This window comes from uncultured Campylobacter sp. (assembly GCF_938045225.1).
GTDB lineage: Bacteria > Campylobacterota > Campylobacteria > Campylobacterales > Campylobacteraceae > Campylobacter_A.
The window spans coordinates 23516-45751 of the sequence record NZ_CALINL010000174.1 but is presented as its reverse complement, the minus strand read 5'-3'; the positions used below and the strand labels follow the sequence as shown (position 1 = coordinate 45751).

Genomic DNA, 22236 nt, shown 5'->3' with positions numbered 1-22236 from the left:
TTTGAAATTTGCAATATCAGTTTTGGCTCTAGAGGCGACTACGCGAGCGAGTTAGTGCGCCTAAACAGCGTAGATGAGTTTGGTGGCAAATGGTGGCAGGGTGAAGCTCGCCCAGCAAATTTGATAGTTTTTGCCGTGGGCGATCCGTGGATTTTTTTGCTTGATTGCGCGGACGGCGCGATTTATGCGTGGCTGCTCGGAGACGAAGAGCTTTGCGGTAGGCGCGTTGCGAGCGATTTTGAGAGATTTTTTAGAGCGCTTGCCAGTATCGGTATCGCGCGACTAAGCAAAAAGGGCGTACCGAGCGCGGAAGAAATCGTCAAATTCGTCCAAGCTGGCGATGATAAAGCGCTTGAGTTTTGGCGAGAAATGGCGGAAATTTGATAAATTTAAGCATAGACGGCTTTGGCGGCAAATTTAACTAACCTTAAAACTCTAAATACGGCTATAACCGCTGCAAATTTTAACTCCTAATTTACAAATTTTACCCATAAACCAGCTCAAATTTATATTATTTTTTGCATTCGGGTGCTAAATTTGAGCTCAAATTTGTCGTAAATTCGGCTCTAAAAATCAACAAAAGGCAAAAAATGATAACCGCAAAGGCTCTTTACGCATCAGCTCGCCTTAGATCGCTGCCGCTTAGCGTCTCGGGCGTACTGCTCGGTAGCGGCGCGGCATACGGCGCGGGCGCGTTTAGAGCGGATATTTTCGCGCTGGCGCTGCTTACGACGCTTCTGTTTCAGGTACTAAGCGACTACGCTAACGACTACGGCGACGCGGTAAAAGGCACCGACGACGATGGCAGGCTGGGGCCGCGTCGCGCGATCCAAACGGGACAGATGAGCGCCGCCGAGATGAAACGCGTCATAGTCGTTACGGCGCTGCTTTCGGCACTTTCGAGCCTCGCGCTAAGCGTTTTGGCGTTTGGCGAGCGGTTTTATCTCGTACTACTGTTTTTAGCGCTAGGCGGTGCGTCGATATACGCTGCGATCCGCTACACCGTGGGCGCCGGCGCATACGGATACCTGGGGCTTGGCGACGTTTTCGTGTTTTTGTTTTTTGGACTTTTGAGCGTGCTGGGTTCGTACTTTTTATACGCGCGTTCGCTCGATGCGGCGCTACTGCTGCCTGCGTGCGCGTGCGGGATGCTAAGCGCCGCCGTGCTAAATCTAAATAACATGCGAGATATCCAAAACGATGCACTCAAGGGCAAGCGCACGATCCCCGTTCGTATCGGGCTGCGCGCGGCCAAGCGCTACCACTACACGCTGATAGCGGGCGGAGCGGGATTAATGCTTTGCTACTCGCTTTTGCGCGGAGACTCAGGCGTAAAACTACTCTACATAACTAGCTTTGTGCCGCTTATTTGGCATCTCTTTTTCGTTTCGAAAGTTCGGGAATGTCGCGACTTCGACGGACAGCTAAAGGTAGTCGCGCTCTGCACGTTTGCGATGTCTGCGCTGTTTTTCGTCGGGGAGATTTTGGGCTAAATTTAACCTGATTTTTTATCGTACGATCTTAAAGCGGCAAGCCAAGTAACTCAAATTTTTCTCAAAATATTGCGAAAAAGTTATATATTTACTTTTTTAAAATACACTTTCAAACCAAAATCGTAAGGAGTAAAAATGAAAAAACTAATCAAATTTTCGCTAGTCGCAGCGCTAGCAGCGAGCTTCGCAAACGCCGCAGTTTACGAGATCGACCCGGCGCACAGCAGCGTCGGCTTTAAGGTCAAGCACCTAAGCATCTCGAAAGTGAACGGAAATTTCGGCAAATTTGACGCCGTGATCGACTACGACAAAAACGCCAAGGAGCTAAAAACGCTCGAGGCCACCATCGAGACCGCCTCGGTAAATACGCAAAACGAGAAGCGCGACGAACACCTGCGAAGCGCGGATTTTTTCAACGCGGCAAAATTCGACAAAATCACCTACAAAATGGTCAAATTTGAGAAAGAAAGCGACACGGAAGGCAAGGTCGTGGGCACGCTCACGATGCACGGCGTAACTAAGCCCGTGGTGCTAAAATTCGAGCTTGGCGGCTTTACTGCAGATAAAAACGGTAAGGAAAAAATCGGCTTTAGCCTAGAGGGCGAAACCAAACGCAAGCTCTTTGAGATCGGGTTAGATACCCCGGAGATCACGCTATCTGACAAAGTCGAGCTAGAGATCGAAGTCGAAGCCAAAGAAAAATAAACCCAAAATAAGCCTAAAGCCTTTTTTCGGGCTTTAGGCTTATTTTTAAATTTTAAGTTTTCGTAAATTTGATAAACCGCGTGGCATAAAAACCTGAACGGCAAAAACCAAAACTAAAAGACGCGTCAAAGCATGATGTCAAAATTCGAAAAATCCGCCAAACTGCCGCACTGAAAGGCAAATTTGCGGCAAAATACAAAGCACCCGCTCAAGCCGGCAAACCGATAAACTCGCCAACCAAATCACCGCAACAAAGAGTAAATTTACCCCTTGCGCCCTAGCAAATATAGCCTCAATGCCTGCTCTGCCGTCATTTTGAGGTTGCGCATCGCGGTTTGCTTATCCATCGCCTCTTCTAGGCTCACGGGCTCGTTTAATACGCTAAAAAACGCATCGATGCCGTTCTCGTTACAGCCGCCCACGCACGGCGACACGCTACCGGCTAGCGCGATGACGGGTTTGCCGTATTTTTTGGCGATTTTTGCCACTCCGGTCGGTGTCTTACCCATCGAGCTTTGAAAGTCCAGTCGCCCCTCGCCGGTTATGATCAGATCGGCGTTTTTCACGTCCTCTTCGAGGCGGATTTCCTCCATGATGATGTCGATGCCGGGCTTTAGTTTGGCGTTTAGGTAGCTAACAAACCCGTATCCTAGCCCGCCTGCCGCGCCCGCGCCCTTAAAGTTCCAAAATTCGCTCGAAAAGTGCTCGCTCGTGGCGCTCGCAAAGCTTATAAGCCCAGCGTCTAGATCCTTTACCATCTGCTCGTCCGCACCCTTTTGCGGGCCGTAGACGTAGGCCGCGCCGTTTTTGCCAAAGAGCGGATTATCCACGTCGCAAGCTACGAGGAATTCGCACTCTTGCAGCTCGGGCGCCACGTTTTTGTTTGAGATTTTGGTGATTTTTATGAGGTTTTCGCCTTTGCCCTCGAGCAGCTCGCCGTTTTCGTCAAAAAACTCGTATCCCAGCGCGCTTAGCATACCCGTGCCCGCGTCGTTCGTCGCGCTACCGCCGATACCGACGATAAATTTACGCGCACCCTTGCTAATAGCATGCAAAATCATCTGCCCAAAGCCGTAAGTGCTCGTCTTCATCGGGTTTCGGCGCTCTTTTTCCACCAGCATGAGCCCGCTAGAAGACGCCATCTCGAGGATGCCCAGCTCGCCTGCTAGCGCGTATCTGGCGGGGATCTTTTCGCCGAGAGGATTTTGCACGATGACGTCGATAAACTCGCCATCTAGCGCGTCTGCTAGCGCCACCACGCTACCCTCGCCGCCGTCCGCGATGGGCTTAACCGTCACCTCATCGGTCTCACCGGCTAGGGCTTCGATGCCCTCTTTTACGGCGTTGCCGGCCTCGAGAGAGCTCAGAGAGCCTTTAAATGAGTCGATTGCTATTAGTATTTTCATCTGTTTTCCTTTTTGAGAGCTCGCGTCTTGGACGATTTTGACGGAGCTAGTAAAAATTTCGCTCGATAGACCAAGCGTCTTATCTTCGCTCATTTTTACGTCGCAACCCTCAAACTCGCCTCAAGCCGCTTTGTATCTACTTTTCTATTTTACGAGCGCTAAATTTAACCAAATCAAATTTAGCATTTTGCGGCACAGGTCTCGCCGTACCGAAACCACACTCAAATTTAGCCGTCAAATTTACAGTAAAATAAGCGACGCTACCCAAACCGTCACCATGCCTACGATACCCATTATAAATGTAAGCATCGTCTGAGTCTTGTAGCCCTGCTCCGGCGACATCTTGCTAAAGTTCGTAACGACCCAGAAATAGCTATCGTTAGCGTGCGAAACCGTCATCGCGCCCGCAGCGATCGCCATCACCGTTAGCACCGCGCCCATCTCGCTAGTTAGCCCCAGCGCGCTCATCATCGAGCCACTATCGGTGAAAAGCCCCATGATAGAGGCCGTCGTCGTAAGCGCCACGGTCGAGCTGCCCTGAGCGGTCTTAATGATAGCCGAGATAACAAACGGGAAAAATATACCAACGGTGCCGATAAGATGGGCGTTTGCCTTCATAAACTCGACAAAGCCCGCTTTAGCGATGACGTTGCCTAGCACGCCGCCCGCAGCCGTGATGAAAAGGATCGGTCCGACGATCTTTAGCGTTTCATTGGTCATGAGGTTAAATTCGCCCAGCTTGCCCGTTTTAGCCAGCAATATAACAGCAAATAGCACACCCACGCCAAGCGCGATTACGGGATCTCCCATAAATAATATAACCTTTACGAACCATGCCGTCGCCGATGGATCTTTTTCTAAAATGTCCGGAGCGACGAAGGCGACGAAAAACCCCTTTTTATTTAAAATATTAAAAAGAGAACCGCAAGCCATCAGCAAAATCGGCATAAAAATCGGCGCCAAGCTCAAGAACGCGCAAGGCAGCTTGCCGTGCTCTTTGATGATCTCGTCGTAGCTCTTGCCGACGTCTGCGAGATCCTCTTTTAGGCTCACTTTTGCGCCGATAGTCTTAGCAAAAAGATAGCCCGCGATGAGAACCGGTATCGAAACTACCGCGCCCACGGCGATGACTAGCAGCAGATTGTGCCCTACGCCCACGAGTCCGGCGGCCGCTATCGGGCCCGGCGTCGGCGGTATAAACACGTGCGAGGTGTATAGGCCGCACGAGAGCGCGACGGCCATAGCTACGGGGTTGGCGCCGATTTTTTCCTTTATCGCGCGGCGGATCGGATCTAGCACCACAAAGCCGCTATCGCAAAAGACCGGGATACCCACGATCCAACCCATGATGAGCATGGCTAGCTCGGGGCGCTTGTCTCCTACGCAGCGCACGACCATATCGGCCAGCTTTAGCGCCGCGCCCGTCTTTTCTAGCGCCATACCGATGAGCGCGCCCAGGATGATGACGATGCCTATGCTTTTAAATATCCCGCTAAATCCCTCTCCGATGATCGCGGGAACCTTGACCAGATCGATACCCGCATTGACGACGCCTTCGATTTCGACCGGCTTAATGCTCGCGATCACGGCTAGAGCGAGCGAGACGAACATGATCGCTATAAAGGGGTGAACCCCCAACTTTGAAATCAGCACGATCATAACGACGACCGCGACGACGAAGCAGACGATGAGAGCAATACCGCTCATAACAGCTCCTTTCGGATAAAATTTTTGCCTAACGCAATATTACCGAAATTTGTTTTTAAAATATCTAAATTAGATTTGAAATTTTAGTTTTATTTTATATAACAAAGACCGAATTTGACGACTCGGCAGCGATTGATTTGAGTAAATCTAAGGAAGGTATTTGTATGGCTTTTACTGCTGTCTGCTACAGCAATAAAAACTAAAATTTAGCAAACAAGCCGTACTTATCGGCCAAAAGATAAAGTCCTAAAAATAGAGCGGCGTATAAAACGGTTTTAAATATTTTTAGCAAGACATGCAAATTTGATCCTTTTTGCTTCGTTAAATTTGCGAAATATTAGCCAAAGGGCGGTTAAATTTGAGTGAATTTGGGGCGGAGAGTTGAAAAATGAGAGTAAATTCGGGCGGGTTACCTCAATCTTTTTAGTCGAGTTTTTGAAATTTTATAAATTTTCGAGCTTGCGTTTTGGCTGAAATTTTGATCTACGACCTCGTCCGCCGCTGCTTTCGCCCAGGCTTCGTCGAAGTTTTGCCCGTTTAAATTTGCGCTGCTGGAGTAGAGCCAGTCAAATTGCCTCAAAAACTCCTCGTGAGCACACCCTTTTACGACGCGCACGGCGGTGCCGTTCGGATATAAAAAGGTTGTTTTCCTCGCGCGGCGCACTAAATTTTTAAATTTAGCGGGCACGCGAGCGAGATTTTTTAGCTCGCTAAGCTTTGCCGTCGTTATGAGGCAGGGTTTGTCCGCCGCTCGGCGTTTGAGTGCGTTTATCTCGCGAAAATCCTTACTCAAAAATCCCGCCGTCGTATCGGTCTGCGCCAAATAGATCATCTCTCCTCCAAATTTACGCCTTTTTCCTATCTTTGGCCAGCAAAAATATGCACGAGATAATGAGCGTAAAGCCCGCAAAATCAAGAAATACGAACTCCGTCCCCAGCCAAAAATAGGCAAACGCCGCCGCGCTCACCGGCTCGATGCACGCTATCATGCTCGCCCTGCTCGCGCCTATTATCTTTAGCCCAGTCATATAAAAGCTAAACGCGCATATCGTGCCTAAAATCACCACCGCGACAAGCGCCGCAAAGCCGTCTGCGTCGCTCACGCCGCCCAGCTGCCAAACCCGCGTGTAAAGCGCAAGCGCGCCGCCGCCGATGACCATGCCCCAGCCTAAATTTAACGCGACGGGGTATTTTTGATTTAGCTTCGTGGGGGTGAGGCTGTAAACCACGACGCCAAGCGCGCTAATGAGGCACCAAACCAGCGCCTCTGCGCTGATAACGAGCGAGCCAAGATCGCCGTGAGTGGCGAGCAACACGACGCCCAGCACCGCGAAAATGAGCGCGATGAGCTCGACCTTTTTAGGCACGCGTCGTTCTAAAAAGCAAACGACGGCAAGGATGAGCGCGGGCGCGGAGTACTGGATCACGGTCGCGACGGCGGCGTTTGAGAGCTCGACACCGCAAAAGTACGAATACTGTGTCATCATAAGCCCAAAAAACGCGTAGATGAGCAGCTGCGGCAAAAGCACGCGATCTTTTAGCGGAGCGAGGGCTAGGCGCGGCGAGCGAGCGATGTAATACGCTACCATCGCAAGCCCGGCGAGGCCTAGGCGGTAGGGCACGAGCCAGTCGGCGCTGACGCCCTTTTGCGTGAACAGATACTGCCCGCAAACACTGCTAAATCCCCATAATACGCCGCCAAGAAGCGTGATGAGCACACCGAACGAGTTAGTTTGCAAATTTGGTTTCATTTGGTTTTAAAGATAAATTCCCTCTAAATTTCACGTAATTTTATTAGAAAAATTATTTTAAGAAGGTCTCAAATTCATTTTTGTTAAAAAGATCAGTTTTGCTAAAGAATACATTATTATATCCTGATAAATCAAAAGATTTATTTTGCTGTTTTGCATCTTTATTCAAATTTATAGACAGGTTAATATCTCCATTTTTTTCCTGATTATAAACCAAAATAAACTGACAAATATTTTTTAGATATGATATTTTATTGTCGGTAATAGCTGATAATATCAAAACGCTATTTAGCATTTTACATCGTATGTCCCGTTTTGCTTTGGATGTTATCTCACCATTTTTAAATTCTATGAAAATAATATTGTTATCTTTATGCTGGCATCCATCTGCTGACTTTGGCTTATTGTCGTCTGCGATACCATGTTTTTTAGCAAAATTATCTTTTACTTTATCGAAATTAAAGATCTCTAACTTGGAATTTGACATATACTCTTTGTTTTCTTTATCGTATGATATATTTTCTATGGTATCTTTTATGTTTTTAAATTCATCAAACTCATCAAGCTTCATCAATTTTATTTTCCGTTTCATGAAGGGCGTTATAAGGCTCAGCAAGAAGTTTATAAATTTCATAAGTTTTATCCGTTACATTTTCTACTTCTATACTCTTTTTTTCATTATCAAGACTTTTTGTTAAATAATACTTGCATTTATCAGAAATTTCATGTTTTTTAGAATAAACTTCGATAGCCTTAAGAAAATACGGACTGTGAGTACTAAGCAAGATATGTAAATTAAATTCTTTTTGTAAAAGCACTATAAGCTCAGCAAAAACAAGTTGTAGTTTTGGGTGCAAGTGTATTTCTGGCTCGTCAAGTATTAGAATGCCGTTTTCTTTAATATAACCGTTTAAGAAAAGTGTTTTTATTATGATAAATGTCTTTAATCCAGCCGATACATTTGTCATGCTTAGAGTTATGCCATCTTTATTTTTATAGACACAATTGTCGTCATCATTTATATCAAGTTTTCCTGAAACAACAGAATTCATTAGTTCATATATATCTTGAAACTGCTCAGTAAGTATAATGCTTCTTGCAATATTATCATTTTTGTTTAGTAACATCATCTCTAGCATATCTTTATGATCTTTTTGATAGGTATTCTCCATAAAATATGCACCTATATTATCCACTATAAGACTATTGTCTATATATATAGCATTTGCAAAAATATTTGGCTCTGCTTTTTTTACATTTACAACATTATTTTTGACATAAATTTCAATAAGCATTGCTTTTAGATTAAGTTGTAAAATTCCAGGGTCATCAGAATATGCATTATTGATTTCACCTGAAAATTCTAAATCAAACTGTTTTTTCACAGTTTCATTTTGCATTTCTTTATTCGATATTGACATAATCTGATTTATCTTTTTTATATATTTATCTACAATTTCACTATTTGCCTCTATACCATTTTCTAGCGATTTATCAACAATGATATTCTTTAGTGTATTAATATTTTTTATATTTTTTGAAAAATCTTTTTTTAAAGCCTGATATATTGCTCTATGGGCTAAAATACGCCTTCGTGTCGTGCTTGGCAAGCCACTAAGTAATTCATAAGACATTTCTCTTACAACTTCGTCTAAAATATCGAATTTATCCTGTTGTATTTTCTCATCTATGTCATAAAAAGCATTAATAATAGAATATAGGCTTTTGGCGATTGTGCTTTTGCCAGTATCATTTTCGCCTGCTATTACGGCTATACCGCCTATCTCTATATCTGCGCTCTTTATCTTTCCTATATTATTTAAAGATATTTTCATAACAAAGCCCTTTTTGTTTTGCAAAATTTTCTATCTAGCATTTACCCCAAAAACTCCTGCAAGCTTTTGACTTCGAGCGCGCTGCCGTCCTGCACGCTTTTTAGCGATTTAGCCGCCGCTAGAGCCGCCGACATCGTCGTGAAATACGGGATCTTAAATCGCATGATGTTTTGCCTGATTTTCTTGCCATCCTCGCTGTTTGATTTGCTGTCGCTGGTGTTGATCACAAGCGCGATATCGCCGTTTTTGAGCCTATCCTCGACGTTTGGTCGACCTTCGCTGATCTTATAGACGAACTCGCTCTCTACGCCCGCGTCATTTAAAATTTTATACGTTCCGCCCGTGGCGATGATTTTAAAGCCGAGATTTATGAGCTCGCGCGCCAAATTTGCGGCGTATTTCTTGTCTGCATCAGCTAGTGTTAAAAAGACTAGGCCACTAGTAGGAAGCGAGTTGCTCGCGGCGATCTGGCTTTTTGCAAAGCTCTTTGCAAAATCGCTTGATATGCCCATGACCTCGCCCGTACTTTTCATCTCAGGCCCCAGGATTAGATCCGCGCCAGAGAGCTTGTTAAACGGAAAGACCGCTTCTTTGACGCAGACGTGGTTTTTCACGCGAGGCTTGAGTATGCCGCGCTCCTCGTAAACCGCGCCGTAGTTATCGTAAAATTTAAGCGCTTCGCGCAAATTTCCTTGCCACATCACGCGCGTGGCGACCTTTGCCATCGGCACGCCGGTGGCCTTGCTAACAAACGGCACGGTGCGGCTGGCGCGCGGGTTTACCTCTATTATAAACAGCTCGTCCTCGTAGATGGCAAACTGGATATTCATAAGCCCCACGACGCCCAAATTTAGCGCGATGTCGCGGGTTTGATTTTCTACCTTTTCGATCATCTGCGCGGTCAAATTTAGCGGAGGCAGTATGCATGCGCTGTCGCCGCTGTGGATGCCCGCCTCCTCGATGTGCTGCATCACGGCGCCGATATAGACGTCCTTGCCGTCGCTGATCGCGTCCACGTCAAGCTCCACGGCGTCTTGTAAAAATTTATCGATTAGCACGGGCGAGCGGTTGCTGACCTTGACCGCTTCGCTCATGTAGAGGCGTAGCTCCTCATCGCTATGCACCCGTCTCATCGCGCGGCCGCCTAGCACGTAGCTAGGGCGCACTAGCACAGGATAGCCGATAGCGGCGGCCTTTTCTAGCGCCTCTTTTTCGCTTGTCGCAGTGTCGTTTCGCGGCTGTTTGACGCCTATTTTTGAGATAAATTCGCTAAATTTCTTTCTATCCTCGGCGACGTCGATCGTGCGTGCGCTGGTGCCGATGATTTTCGCGCCCGCTATGCTTAGGCGTTTAGCAAATTTTAGCGGAGTCTGGCCGCCAAAATGCACTATCACGCCGTCCGGGTTTTCGTGCTCGATCACGGCTCTAACGTGCTCAAAATCGATCGGCTCAAAGTACAAAATATCGCTCGTATCGTAGTCGGTGCTGACGGTTTCTGGGTTGCAGTTGTACATTATGGTTTTGACACCCATGTCGCGTAGCGCGTAGCTGGCGTGCACGCAACAGTAGTCAAACTCTATGCCCTGGCCTATGCGGTTTGGACCGCCGCCGATGATCATCACTTTTTTCTCTTTTTGCGCCGAATTTGCGTTTACATTCGGCTCCGCGAAATTTGACGAAAGATGCGGTAGCTTCGTGATATTCGTCGTCGAGTAGAGGTACGGCGTGAGCGCCTTAAACTCGCCCGCGCAAGTATCAACCTCGTTGTATTCGAGGTTTATGCCCATTTTCTCGCGTGCGAAATATATATCGTTTTGACCCAGATCGAGATTGTCTTTTAAATTTATCAGATGCGCGATCATCTTGTCCGAAAAGCCCATCGTTTTGGCCTCTCTTAGCAGCGGCTCGTCGTTTAGGATGTCCATGTCGATGCGCTCTTCAAATTTAACTATCTGCCAAATTTGATCCAAAAACCACGGGTCGATCTTGCTCATCTCGTGCACTTCGGCCACGCTAAGCCCGTCGCGAAATGCCTGCGCGACGTATAAAATGCGGCTTTCGTTCGCGTTTCTAAGGCCGTAAACTAACGCGTTTTTCTCCAAATTTACGAAATTAAATCCGTAATAGTCCTTTTCCATCGAGCAAAGCGCCTTTTGGATACTTTCCTTAAACGTCCTACCGATCGCCATCACCTCGCCCACGCTCTTCATCGCGGTGCCTAGATACGGGTTCGCGCCCGGGAATTTCTCAAACGTAAAGCGCGGGATCTTAGTCACGATGTAGTCGATGACGGGCTCAAAGCTAGCAGGCGTGCCAGTGATGTCGTTTTTGATCTCATCTAGGCTAAAACCAACCGCTAGCAGCGTCGCAACCTTGGCGATCGGGTAGCCAGTAGCCTTTGAGGCGAGCGCCGAGCTGCGGCTCACGCGCGGGTTCATCTCGATCACGATCATGCGGCCTGTTTTTGGATTTATGGCAAACTGTACGTTGCTGCCGCCCGTATCCACGCCGATCTCGCGTAAAATTTTAAAGCTAGCGTCGCGCATCGCCTGATACTCTTTATCAGTTAGCGTAAGAGCCGGCGCAACCGTAATGCTATCGCCCGTATGCACGCCCATAGGATCGAGGTTTTCGATCGAGCAGACGATGATACAGTTGTCGTTGCGGTCGCGGATGACCTCCATCTCGTACTCTTTCCAGCCTAGCAAGCTCTCCTCGACCAAAATTTCATGTATCGGGCTGGCGTCCAGGCCGGTTTGGGCTAGTTCTTTAAATTCATCGATATTATACGCTACGCCGCTGCCTGCACCGCCAAGCGTATAGCTAGCGCGGATGATGAGCGGAAAGCCTATGTTTGCGGCTGCGGCTAGCGCCTCGTCCATGTCGTAGGCGTACTGGCTTTGCGGCAGATCCATGCCGATCTTTTGCATCGCCTTTTTAAACTCCTGCCTATCCTCGCCCTTTTTAATCGCTTGCGGGTTCGCGCCTAGAAATTTGACGCCGCCAAGCATGTCTGCTTCGTATAGCTGCATAGCGACGTTTAGCGCGACCTGGCCGCCCATCGTAGGCAGTATGGCATCGACTTTTTCCTTATCTATGATGCGCTTAATGCTCTCTTTGGTTATCGGTTCGACGTAGGTCGCGTCGGCGAAATCGGGATCGGTCATGATGGTCGCCGGATTTGAGTTTATGAGCACGACGCGGTAGCCTAGCTGCTTTAGCGTCTTTGCGGCTTGCGTGCCGCTGTAGTCGAATTCGCACGCTTGGCCTATGACGATAGGGCCGCTGCCGATGAGTAAAACGGTGTTGATGTCGGTTCTTTTTGGCATTATTTTTCCTTTGTTACGACGTATAGATACGAGGGGATGGTTATGCTTGCGTAGGGCTTTACGGCCGCGCTTTTATATAGGCTCTCTTGGATCACGCCCGTGACCTTGCCCACTGAAATCCCGCTGAAAAATATCCCGTCAAGCCCGCTAGTTACGACCTCGTCGCCCTCTTTGGGACTCAGCCACTGGGGGATAAATTTCACCGTTATTCCGTCTTTGCTCCCGTGCGCTATGCCCGGGATTTTTTCCTCGCCGATTGATACGGCAAATATACTTTTTGGATCGTTTTGTAGCAAGGCCATTGGATTTCCGTCCTTGCTCACGACGATACCCGCGCTCTTACCTTGGTAAATCAGCCCGTAAATTTTAGACTCGTCGTAGCCGTCAAATTTATCTAGCCACACCTTGTCGTAGTCGCTGATATTTACGTAGCTTAGCGCCCGCACGAGCTGTACTCTAGGCTCGTAGGCGGTCGAGTTTTTGTCAAGCAAAATTTCATTTAGCTCCTTTGCGAAGCTTGAAAGCAAAGCCGCCGATTTTTCCAACTCGGCATTTTGAACTCGGAGTTGCTTTATCTCCTCGCGCTGCCTAAAATGCTCGTTTACGGTATCTTTTATAAATTTGACAGCGTCGTCGTAGGCGGCGACTATGCGACTGTTTAAATTTACGACGTATCCCGAGATGAGCGCGCCCCTATCAAGCGAAAAAAATACCAGCGCGCCTATAAGAGCGACGAATAAAATTTTACTCTTCATTTACGAGTTGTTGTAAAAATTTAATCTCCTCAAGAGCCTTGCCGGTACCTCTAGCCACGGCTAGCAACGGATCGTCCGCGACGAAAACGGGAAGTTTAACGATATCGCTTAGATATTTATCAAGGCCGCGGATCAGCGCTCCGCCTCCGGTTAGCACGATGCCGTTTTCCACGATATCTCCGGCAAGATCGGGCGGCATCATCTCAAGCACGGTTTTTAGGGCGTCTGCGATCTCTTTTAGCGGTTCGCGCATAGCCTCGCGTACGTCCTCGCTCGTTAGCTCCACGCGGCTTAGTAGGCCGCTGATTTGGTCGCGACCTTTTACTACGATGCTAAGCTCCTCAGGAAGCTGAATCGCCGAGCCGACGGAGATTTTGATATCCTCGCCCGCGCGCTCGCCGATTAGGAGGTTATATTTTTCTTTTATGTAGTTTACGATGCTCATATCGATTTTATCGCCCGCAGTGCGGATAGACTTGCTGATAACTAGACCGCCTAGAGACACTACGCCGATCTCGGTCGTACCGCCGCCTATATCGACGACTAGGTTTCCTTGCGGTTCTCGTACCGGCAAATTTGCTCCGATAGCCGCGGCCATAGGCTCCTCGATCAAAAACACCTCTCTAGCTCCCGCGCTTAGCGCACTCTCTCGCACGGCTTTTCGCTCGACTTGAGTTAGGCCGTAAGGCACGGAGATAATGATACGAGGGCGTAGGAAGCTCTTTCTGCGGTGAGTCTTTTCGATGAAATAGCGGATCATCTTTTCCGTCATATCAAAATCCGCGATAACGCCGTCTCTCATCGGACGGATCGCCTCGATGTCGCCCGGAGTTTTACCCACCATCTCTTTTGCTTCGTGGCCGACGGCTAATATTTTTTGCTTGCCGTATTTTTCGCGTTGCACCGCGACGACGGAGGGCTCGTTTATGATGATGCCTTTATCTTTTACCAAAACTAGCGTATTTGCCGTGCCTAGGTCGATACCCATATCGCTTGAAAAAAATCCTATTAACTGGTCTAAAATCATCTGTATCCTTATGCGCTTATTTTATTGTTTTTTACGAAAATCGGCTTTTCTTTGCCGCTTACGACCTCTTTTGTTATCACCACGTCGTAGCCCGCAAGCTCCGGTAGCTCATACATTATATCGGTCATTACCTCTTCCATTATGCTTCGCAGTCCCCTAGCTCCCGTTTTTCGCTCGATAGCTAGTCTTGCGACCTCTTTTAGAGCTTCGTCGTCAAATTTTAAATTTGCCCTATCTATCGCGAAAAGCTTTTGGTATTGCTTTAGTATCGCATTTTTAGGCTCGGTTAAAATTCGCACCATATCGTCTTCGGTGATTTTATTTAACGTAGCGACCACGTGAAGTCTGCCGATTAGCTCCGGGATTAGTCCAAAATGCACCAAATCGTCGCTCTCAAGCGCATCTAGCAAATTTTCCCTATCGTCTTTAGAGCGTTTATCTTGACCAAAACCCAGCACGTTTTTACCGATCCTGCGCTCGATGATGTCGGCCAGACCGTCAAACGCGCCGCCGCAGACAAAGAGGATGTTTGAAGTATCTATCTGGATAAATTCCTGATTAGGGTGCTTTCTGCCGCCTTTTGGAGGGATATTTACGAGGCTTCCCTCGATAATTTTTAAAAGTGCCTGCTGTACACCCTCGCCGCTCACGTCGCGCGTGATCGAGCGGTTTTCGCTCATCCTGGCGATCTTATCTATCTCATCGACGAAAACTATGCCCTGCTCGGCGCGCTTTACGTCGCCGTCTGCGGCCTGTAAAAGACGAGTCAGGATATTTTCCACGTCTTCTCCGACGTAGCCGGCCTCCGTTAGACTCGTAGCGTCGCAGATGGCGATAGGCACGTCTAGAAATTTAGCCAGCGTCTGTGCCATCAGCGTCTTGCCGCTACCGGTAGGGCCGACGAGCAAGATATTTGATTTTGATATCTCCGTATCGTCCTCGATCTCGCCTTTTCTAAAAATTCTTTTGTAGTGGTTATAAACGCCGACGCTAAAGACCTTTTTGGCCTTATCTTGACCGATGACGTAGTTATCTAGCACCGCCTTTAGCTCTTTTGGCGTCAAATTTTGATAGTCTCTAGTTCGCTCTTCTTTTTCCTGCTCGCGGTTTTCTTCGCCGTAAAGCACCTTGTAAGCGGCAGTGATGCAGTGCTCGCATATAAACGCAGTCCCGTTTATATCGGCCAGTAGCCTCCTATCGGCAGACTCTACCTCGCTGCAAAAATTACATTTTCTCGCCATTATTCTCTTCCTTTTGCTAATGGGATACCGCGCTTGGTGCTTAGGATAAATTCACACATTTTTCGCACCTGTTCGTTCACTGCGCCAGCTAAAAGCTCGCTAGCTGCGGCCTTTAGATCCCCGCTTTTTCTAAATAAAAATTTATACGCTCTGTTTATCTCTTCGACCGTGTCTTTATCGAACCTGCGCCTGATACCGACCAAATTTAAGCTTCTGATATAGGCTCGGTTGCCTTCTGCTAGGCAAAACGGCACGACGTCCTGAGATAGCGCGCTAGCACCCGCGATCATGCAGCTCTCGCCGACTCTCACGAACTGATGTATCGGCGTCATACCGCCCACGACGCTGTAGTCTCCTAGCTCCACGTGACCGGCTAGTGTCGCGTTGTTTGCCAGGATGACGTTATTTCCTATGACGCAGTCGTGCGCGACGTGGCAGTAGGCCATGATAAATGCGTTATCGCCGATACGCGTGATCCCGTCGCCTTTGTGCGTACCCGAGTTTATCGTGCAAAACTCGCGGATCGTCGCGTTTTTGCCGATACGAACGCCCGTATTTTCCTCGGCGCGGTAGCTCACGTCCTGCGGGATATCGCCCACGATGGCGTAGCTGTAAATTTTACCGCTCTCGCCAATATGCGTGTCGCCCACGATCCTAGCGCCTTGTTTTACGAGTACGCCGTCGCCTAGCACGGCGTCTTTGCTGACGTAGGCGTAGGCCTCGATCGTTACGTCCTCGCCGATCTTCGCGCCGTCCTCGACGACGGCTTGCGGATGGATATTTCTCATTTTCGCGCCTACTTATCGACGATCATAGCTTTTAGCTCAGCCTCGCACGCTAGTGCGCCGTCCACGTAGGCTTCGCCTTTTAGCACCCAGATATTACCCTTGTGCTTTAGCACCTCGAGGCGGTATTCGAGCCTGTCGCCGGGGCGTATAGGATGGCGAAATTTAGCTCCGTCGATGCTCATAAAATAAACGACTTTATTTTCGATACCCGCTTGATGTTCGTCGCTCATGCTCTTAAATGCGAGTACGCCGCCTGCTTGCGCCATACCCTCGATGATCATGACGCCGGGATATATCGGGTGGCCCGGGAAATGCCCCTGAAACACGGGCTCGCCGATAGTTACGTTTTTATACGCGACGATGTGTTTGGCGGGCTCGAGCTCGGTTACTCGGTCGATTAGCAGAAATGGATATCTGTGTGGGAGTATTTTTTGGATTTCAACGATGTCGATCACTTTAAACCTTGTGAGTAAAATTTAGAGCCGATTTTAGCCAAATTTTGCTAAGAAAAAGATTATTGATTTGGCCGGGGGCAAAATTTAGCCTCTAAATTTCCACGCCCGTTTTTTATCTCGAGCACGCTAAATTTGGCTCAAATTTGCTCCACCAAAACCTCGCGACTATCGTTATAAAGCTCGTCTTTAGCGTAGATCTCGTATCTGCCGGCGCGAATTTCGTCCAGCACGATTATGGGGTTTTGGCTAAATTCTCCGCACAGCTCGCGGCGGATTTCCAGCTCGCGAGATACGGCGATAGGAGCGCGGCAAAGCTCGTTTACGCTAGCGAATTTTTCACCCGAGAGCTCGTTAAATTTAGCTAAATTTAATAGCGTCACGCCGTCTCGCAACTCGTCGCAAATTTGAGCCGCCTCGCTCACGCTAAATTTGACGTTTTCGCGCTTAAAATGCGAGTAGAGCAAAAAATACGACGGCAGGGCGGCACCGCCAAATTTGACGTAGGCGCGCAGCAAGCGGTAGTTTAAAAAATACTTGCGCGATAGATGAAACGGCGCGCCCGCAGCCTCGCACTCTCGAACCTTTTCATAAAGCTCCAGCCGCTCCTCGATTCCGCCCGGCATCACGCGCCCGCTAACCTCGCTCATAAGCTCGCTAAGCGGCAGTTTTTGCGCCTCGCGCTGCTTGCTAAGCCCGAAAATGCAACCGCAGTAGTTTTGATGATAGAGTTTATCTTTTTTAGCAAGCTCAAACTGCACGTTAGTACCACCGCCAGCGCGGTAGTCCACGGCAAATGTTTCAAGGCCGTATTTGCCGGCTGCTTTATCCAGCGCGCTTTTTAGCTGCGAGAAGTCCTTTTTAGGGCTCATCAGCAGCGTCGTGGTGATGGATTTTTCGCCTAGTTCGCGCGCTTTTTGGGCCGAATTTCCCACGCGAAAATCAAAGCAATACGCGCAGCGCTTGCCCTTTTCAGGCTCGTTTTCAAGGCCCTTTGCGCCCTCTAGCCACGCCTCGTATTCGTATTCGCCGCAGATGAGCTCGACGCCTAGCTTTTCGCAGCTCCTTTTTACGTCGCGAAACCTCATCAAAAACTCGCTGTACGGGTGGATATTGGGGTCGTAAAAATAGCCGATGAGACGTTCGTGCGGGCGGTCGGCGCGCAGGCGTTGCAGAAAGTAGTGGCTGTCGACCGAGCAGCAGATATGAACTAACATTATAATTCCCCATAAACGACGGATTTTAGAATAAATTTTTCTATACCCGCCGCAGTCACGGACGACCGGTCCGCTCCTTTGCGGGCAAGAAAAATTTATTTAAACTACGCCTATTTTGTCTTGAATATTTTTGCCGATTTTACTAAATTTAACTGCAAATTTTATTAAAGCTAGCAGCGTGCTAAATTTGACTAGACCAAAATTTAGCGCCGTCAAGATGCAGGTCTCGGTGCGTAAAATTTAGAGTTAAATTTGCAAATTTAAGCGTAAAAAGTCAAGGCAAAGTATTTTGAGATGATTTTTGGGGTTGCGTAGATAAAATTTAGCGCAGGCTGGACAGGTAGTCCGCTGGGCTAAATTTTAGCAAGCTCCGCAAAAAGCACTCAAAAGACGAGCCACCAAATTTGCAAATTTATCCCTTTAAAAATTCTATTATTTTTCCTTCACACCCTTTAACCGAACCGCTAAATTTACTCTCAAACTGCGATCTATTAAACGTCCGCTGACGCTTGGCTAGCTGCGCCGTATGCGTGCAGATGAGCTCCTCCAGCTCGGTCTGGGTTTTGATCTCGCCTCGCAAAAACTCGCCGCACTCTTTTAGACCGACCGAGTTTAGCGGCTTTGGTCGCTGCGGATACCGAGCAAATAGCTCCCGCGCCTCGTCCAGCAAACCCTGCTCAAACATTGCTCGCGTGCGCTCTTTGATGCGCGCTCTTAGCTCGTCACGATCCCAGCTAAGCTCGAAAATCGCCAAATTTGACGCGACGGGAGCTAGAGTGTTTTCGCGCAGATACGCGCTCACGGCCTCGTCTCGCCCGCTAGAGCGCAAAAACGAGTAGATATCAAACCACTTTTGCAAGCGGTAGGTATCGTTTGCGCTAAATTTGGCGGCAAATTCGGGATCGAGGCTTGAAACGAGCTCATAAATTTGAGCGTTGCTTAGGCCGCTTTCTACGCGCTCAAATTTAGGCGTGAGACCCGACAGCAGCGCCTTTAGATAAAATCCGCTGCCACCGGTTATAAATAAATTTTTTCCGTTTTTTTGCGCAAATTCGCGAGCCGTTTTATAAACATCAAAAAACATCCCGACGTCAAAATGCTCGTCAGGCATCAGCAAATTTACCCCAAAATGCGGCACCAAGGCTAGCTCGTCCGCACTGGGTTTAGCGCTTGCGATATCGATAAATTTATAAACGCAAAGCGAATCAAGACTCAGAATCACTCCGTTAAATTCGCTTGCAAGCTTTAGCGCGAGCGCCGTTTTTCCACTAGCGGTGGTGCCGATGATGGCGAGTTCTTTCATAAAAATGCCTTAAAATTCGTGAATCTGCTCAAATTTTATCACAATTTACGCTTTTATAAGATAAAATAAAGCAAAAATTTCAGGAAGATTATGCAAAAATTTATAAATATTTTAAAAGATATTAACGAACTGATCGTCTTTAAGCACTCGATTTTCGCGCTGCCTTTTATATTCACCGCGATGATAACGGCGAGCGCGCAGGTAAACGGCACGTCTTGGTTTGGCTGGAAGTTGCTTATTTTGGGCATTCTTTGCGCGGTTTCGGCGCGAAATTTCGCGATGGCTTTTAACCGCTACAAGGACGAGGACATCGACAAACTAAACCCGCGCACGGCAAATCGACCGAGCGTGGACGGGCGTATCGGCAGGACGAATTTGCAAATTTTTATCGTAGCAAACGCCGTCATCTTCGTGCTAGTCGCCTATCTCGTAAACGAGCTTGCGTTTTGGCTGAGCTTTCCGATCCTAGCCGTGCTTGGCGGATATTCACTTTTTAAACGTTTTAGCGAGCTAGCGCACTTAGTCCTTGGCCTCTCGCTAGGCCTTGCGCCCATCGCCGGAGCCGTCGCGGTCACCGGCGAGATACCGCTTTTTAGCGTGTTGCTCTGCCTTGGCGTGATGTTTTGGGTGGCGGGATTTGACCTGCTTTATTCGCTCCAAGATATCGAATTTGACCGCGAGCACGGGCTTTTTAGCATCCCTAGCGTTTACGGCGAAAAGGCTACGATGTTTATCTCGGCGATCTTTCACGCCACGGCCGTGATCTTTTGGCTACTTTTTGCGTGGGCGGGAGGGCTCGGCACGGCGGCATATGTGGGCATTTTGCTCTGCGGGGGTATCTTAGTGGCCGAACACCGCATCGTTAGGCGAGATTTTAGCAAGATCGACCGTGCGTTTTTCACGCTAAACGGCTATCTTGGCATACTTTTTTTCATTTTTGTTTGGGTTAGCTTATGAGACTGGTTCCGGCAAATTTAGACATAGTTTTTGAGGAAGTCGGCGACCGCGAGAGCGAGTTTTTGCGCGAATTTGACAAGCTAAGCGGCAACGAGGACGATCCGTTAGGAGCGTGGATAAAGCGCGCCAAAGCAAAGGGCGACACGAAAGAAAGCGATCAGGTGATACTAACGCTGCTTGTCGAGCTTCACCGTAAATTTGACGAGCTAAACGCCTACATAAAAAATGAAAAATTCGTAAAACTCGAGCTTGCGCAATCTAGCGTGCTAGACGGGATAAATTTTGAAAATTTTAGGATAAAAGAGGCTAAATTTAAAAATGGCGCCAGGTACTACGGACGCATTTTTATGCCCATTTTTCCGAAGCGAGACGTGGCGATATTTTTTGAAGCGCTAGATGAGAAAACCGCCAAAATCACGCACATAAACGAGAGCGACGAGAGCGACTACAACGGCTACGTGACGGCCAGAGAGCGCGCCATGATAAGAGAACTAAAGGAGATGAACGATGAGTAACGATTTGATAATATTTGTAATTTTCGGGCTGATTTTGACGGTGCTTTTCGTGCTGGTTTTTATAAAAGATCTAGAGGCGGCAAGGAAATTTTCAAGATACGAAAAGGCGATCGAAAGCCTAATACAAGAGCTTCACGCCGTAAAAAAACAGGTTGCAAATTTTAGCCAAAGCGAGCCTGCCGAATTTGACGTAGTGCAGCTAGAAAGCAACCTCGAACAGCGCTTAAATGAAAAAATCAATCAAAAAATAACTCCGATAATAAACACGCTCCAAGGCATCGAAAGCTCGATAGATAGCTTCCAAAGCCAGCAGCAAGATAGGCTATTTACACTTGAAGAGCGCACCAAAAGCATCAGTAAAATCTCCGCTCCAAACGGCGAGGACGACGAAAAGCGCATCGTGCAAATGTATAGCGAAGGCAAAAGCGTCGAAAGCATCGCAAAAGAGCTGTGCGTGGGACTTGGCAAGGTAGAGCTGACGCTAAAACTGCGGGAGCTGATTTAGTGTTAAAATGCAGGCACGAAATATAAAAAAATAACATTATTTTCATACGCGAATTTTAAAAAAATTTAAAGCTTAAATTCCTATAATGCCTTTTAACCAAATCAAAATTAGATGGTTTTGATAAAATTTAGGGGCGAAAAATGTTAATAGACGGGCACGGACGGACGGTTGATTATCTGCGTATTTCGGTCACGCAAAGATGCAACTTTAGATGCAAATACTGCATGCCTAAAACTCCGTTTAGCTGGGAACCGAGAGAAAATTTACTGAGCTTTGAGGAGCTGTTTTTATTTGTCAAAGTCTGCCTAGACGAAGGCGTAAAAAAGATCCGCATAACGGGCGGTGAACCGCTACTGCGCAAGGACTTGGACAAATTTATCGCGATGATAAACGAGCACAGCCCGGACGTCGATCTAGCTATCACGACAAACGGCTTTATGCTCAAACACTACGCAAAAGCCCTAAAAAACGCGGGTTTAAAGCGCATAAATATGTCGCTTGATAGCTTAAAAACCGAAAAGGCTAAATTTCTCGCGCAAAAAAGCGTCCTACACGAGGTTTTAGCGGGCCTTGACGCTGCGCTTGAAGCCGGGTTAAAAGTCAAGCTAAACACCGTCGCGCTAAGAGGCGTAAACGATGATGAGATTGTCTCTTTGCTAGAGTTTGCGCGCTCTATGGGTTGCCAAATTCGCTTCATCGAATACATGGAAAATATCCACGCAAACGACGAACTAAAAGGCATGAAATCGGCTGAAATTTTGGACGTTATAGCAAAAAAATATCGCTTTGAAGCGGCCGAAAAGATCCCGACCGGCCCAGCCAGCATCTACAGACTAGAGGACGGCTATACTTTTGGTATCATCGACCCGCACAAACACGACTTTTGCGAGAGCTGCAACCGCATACGCCTCACGGCCGAGGGACATCTCATCCCGTGCTTATATTTCGAGGATGCGATGAGTATAAAAGATGCCGTTAGAAAGGGCGATATCGCGGGCGCTAGCGAGATCTTGCGACAAGTGTTGCAAAACAAGCCCAAAGAAAACAAATGGGCTATCGGCGCTCAAAACGAGACCTCAAGCCGCGCCTTTTACCAAACGGGCGGCTGAAATCAGGGCTAAATTTACGTCAAATTTGGCGTAGGTTTAGCCCGCTTTTTATCAAATTTAACCGCGCTTGATTTATACATTTTTATCCGTAAATTTGCCGCCGTTTTCTAACAAAACCCGCTCAAATTTGACGTAAAATCC

General features: G+C 47.8%; 22 protein-coding genes. 7 read left to right on the top strand and 15 right to left on the bottom strand.

The window, feature by feature from the left end; genetic code table 11:
* From Q0200_RS06675 to Q0200_RS06665, 3 genes are all read left to right on the top strand, one after another.
* A partial coding sequence (locus tag Q0200_RS06675; protein WP_297939315.1) for an SMI1/KNR4 family protein occupies positions 1 to 384 on the top strand: 384 nt, incomplete at its 5' end.
* A gap of 206 nt (positions 385 to 590) precedes the next feature.
* On the top strand, positions 591 to 1493 hold the full coding sequence (gene menA, locus Q0200_RS06670) for a 1,4-dihydroxy-2-naphthoate octaprenyltransferase (RefSeq protein ID WP_297939312.1): 903 nt from the start codon (positions 591 to 593) through the stop codon (positions 1491 to 1493).
* A gap of 135 nt (positions 1494 to 1628) precedes the next feature.
* The gene (locus Q0200_RS06665; RefSeq protein ID WP_297939308.1) at positions 1629 to 2198 is read left to right on the top strand and encodes a YceI family protein; all 570 of its coding nucleotides are present in this window, start codon (positions 1629 to 1631) and stop codon (positions 2196 to 2198) included.
* 263 nt (positions 2199 to 2461) lie between these two features.
* On the opposite strand, the gene Q0200_RS06660 is transcribed toward Q0200_RS06665, so the two are convergent.
* From Q0200_RS06660 to miaA, 15 genes are all read right to left on the bottom strand, one after another.
* Complete coding sequence (locus Q0200_RS06660; protein ID WP_297939305.1) at positions 2462 to 3604, bottom strand: glycerate kinase; 1143 nt, start codon at positions 3602 to 3604, stop codon at positions 2462 to 2464.
* Between the two features lie 136 nt (positions 3605 to 3740).
* A complete protein-coding gene (locus Q0200_RS06655) occupies positions 3741 to 3872 on the bottom strand; it encodes a hypothetical protein (protein WP_297939302.1) in 132 nt (43 codons plus the stop codon).
* Positions 3845 to 5311: a GntP family permease gene (locus tag Q0200_RS06650; RefSeq protein ID WP_297939299.1), complete on the bottom strand. Its 1467-nt coding sequence runs from the start codon at positions 5309 to 5311 to the stop codon at positions 3845 to 3847. Before Q0200_RS06650 ends, Q0200_RS06655 begins: the two co-directional genes overlap by 28 nt.
* A gap of 409 nt (positions 5312 to 5720) precedes the next feature.
* Positions 5721 to 6143: a Sua5 YciO YrdC YwlC family protein gene (locus Q0200_RS06645; RefSeq protein WP_297939296.1), complete on the bottom strand. Its 423-nt coding sequence runs from the start codon at positions 6141 to 6143 to the stop codon at positions 5721 to 5723.
* A gap of 13 nt (positions 6144 to 6156) precedes the next feature.
* Positions 6157 to 7062, bottom strand: a complete 906-nt coding sequence (locus tag Q0200_RS06640) for a DMT family transporter (RefSeq protein WP_297939294.1) — start codon at positions 7060 to 7062, stop codon at positions 6157 to 6159.
* Positions 7063 to 7114: 52 nt separating this feature from the next.
* Positions 7115 to 7633 carry a hypothetical protein gene (locus tag Q0200_RS06635; protein WP_297939292.1) on the bottom strand — a complete coding sequence of 173 codons (519 nt, stop codon included), beginning with the start codon at positions 7631 to 7633 and terminating at the stop codon, positions 7115 to 7117.
* Positions 7623 to 8897, bottom strand: a complete 1275-nt coding sequence (locus tag Q0200_RS06630) for an AAA family ATPase (RefSeq protein ID WP_297939289.1) — start codon at positions 8895 to 8897, stop codon at positions 7623 to 7625. The genes Q0200_RS06635 and Q0200_RS06630 overlap by 11 nt, the downstream gene beginning before the upstream one ends.
* Positions 8898 to 8938: 41 nt before the next feature.
* Positions 8939 to 12226 carry a carbamoyl-phosphate synthase large subunit gene (gene carB, locus Q0200_RS06625; RefSeq protein WP_297939286.1) on the bottom strand — a complete coding sequence of 1096 codons (3288 nt, stop codon included), beginning with the start codon at positions 12224 to 12226 and terminating at the stop codon, positions 8939 to 8941.
* A complete protein-coding gene (mreC, locus tag Q0200_RS06620; protein WP_297939284.1) occupies positions 12226 to 12981 on the bottom strand; it encodes a rod shape-determining protein MreC in 756 nt (251 codons plus the stop codon). The genes carB and mreC overlap by 1 nt, the downstream gene beginning before the upstream one ends.
* Complete coding sequence (locus Q0200_RS06615; RefSeq protein ID WP_002947212.1) at positions 12971 to 14008, bottom strand: rod shape-determining protein; 1038 nt, start codon at positions 14006 to 14008, stop codon at positions 12971 to 12973. Before Q0200_RS06615 ends, mreC begins: the two co-directional genes overlap by 11 nt.
* 8 nt (positions 14009 to 14016) lie before the next feature.
* Positions 14017 to 15249: an ATP-dependent Clp protease ATP-binding subunit ClpX gene (clpX, locus tag Q0200_RS06610; RefSeq protein ID WP_297939280.1), complete on the bottom strand. Its 1233-nt coding sequence runs from the start codon at positions 15247 to 15249 to the stop codon at positions 14017 to 14019.
* On the bottom strand, positions 15249 to 16037 hold the full coding sequence (gene lpxA / locus Q0200_RS06605) for an acyl-ACP--UDP-N-acetylglucosamine O-acyltransferase (RefSeq protein WP_297939278.1): 789 nt from the start codon (positions 16035 to 16037) through the stop codon (positions 15249 to 15251). The genes clpX and lpxA overlap by 1 nt, the downstream gene beginning before the upstream one ends.
* 8 nt (positions 16038 to 16045) lie before the next feature.
* Positions 16046 to 16492, bottom strand: coding sequence for a 3-hydroxyacyl-ACP dehydratase FabZ (fabZ, locus tag Q0200_RS06600; protein ID WP_297939275.1), 447 nt, complete (start codon positions 16490 to 16492; stop codon positions 16046 to 16048).
* Positions 16493 to 16629: 137 nt separating this feature from the next.
* The gene (locus Q0200_RS06595; protein WP_297939273.1) at positions 16630 to 17706 is read right to left on the bottom strand and encodes an epoxyqueuosine reductase QueH; all 1077 of its coding nucleotides are present in this window, start codon (positions 17704 to 17706) and stop codon (positions 16630 to 16632) included.
* A 412-nt stretch (positions 17707 to 18118) separates the two neighbouring features.
* Complete coding sequence (gene miaA, locus Q0200_RS06590; protein ID WP_297939270.1) at positions 18119 to 19009, bottom strand: tRNA (adenosine(37)-N6)-dimethylallyltransferase MiaA; 891 nt, start codon at positions 19007 to 19009, stop codon at positions 18119 to 18121.
* 90 nt (positions 19010 to 19099) lie between these two features.
* Here miaA and mqnP point away from each other — a divergent pair, with 90 nt between their 5' ends.
* The 4 genes from mqnP to moaA all read left to right on the top strand — a co-directional run bounded on the left by mqnP (position 19100) and on the right by moaA (position 22095).
* Positions 19100 to 19966, top strand: coding sequence for a menaquinone biosynthesis prenyltransferase MqnP (gene mqnP / locus Q0200_RS06585; RefSeq protein ID WP_297939268.1), 867 nt, complete (start codon positions 19100 to 19102; stop codon positions 19964 to 19966).
* Entirely contained in the window at positions 19963 to 20481 is a 519-nt protein-coding gene (locus Q0200_RS06580; RefSeq protein ID WP_297939266.1) for a hypothetical protein, read from the top strand. Before mqnP ends, Q0200_RS06580 begins: the two co-directional genes overlap by 4 nt.
* Positions 20474 to 20986 (top strand): hypothetical protein, encoded by a 513-nt coding sequence (locus Q0200_RS06575; RefSeq protein ID WP_297939264.1) that lies wholly within the window; start codon positions 20474 to 20476, stop codon positions 20984 to 20986. The genes Q0200_RS06580 and Q0200_RS06575 overlap by 8 nt, the downstream gene beginning before the upstream one ends.
* Positions 20987 to 21126: 140 nt before the next feature.
* Positions 21127 to 22095, top strand: coding sequence for a GTP 3',8-cyclase MoaA (gene moaA, locus Q0200_RS06570; RefSeq protein ID WP_297939261.1), 969 nt, complete (start codon positions 21127 to 21129; stop codon positions 22093 to 22095).
* Positions 22096 to 22236: the final 141 nt, after the last annotated feature.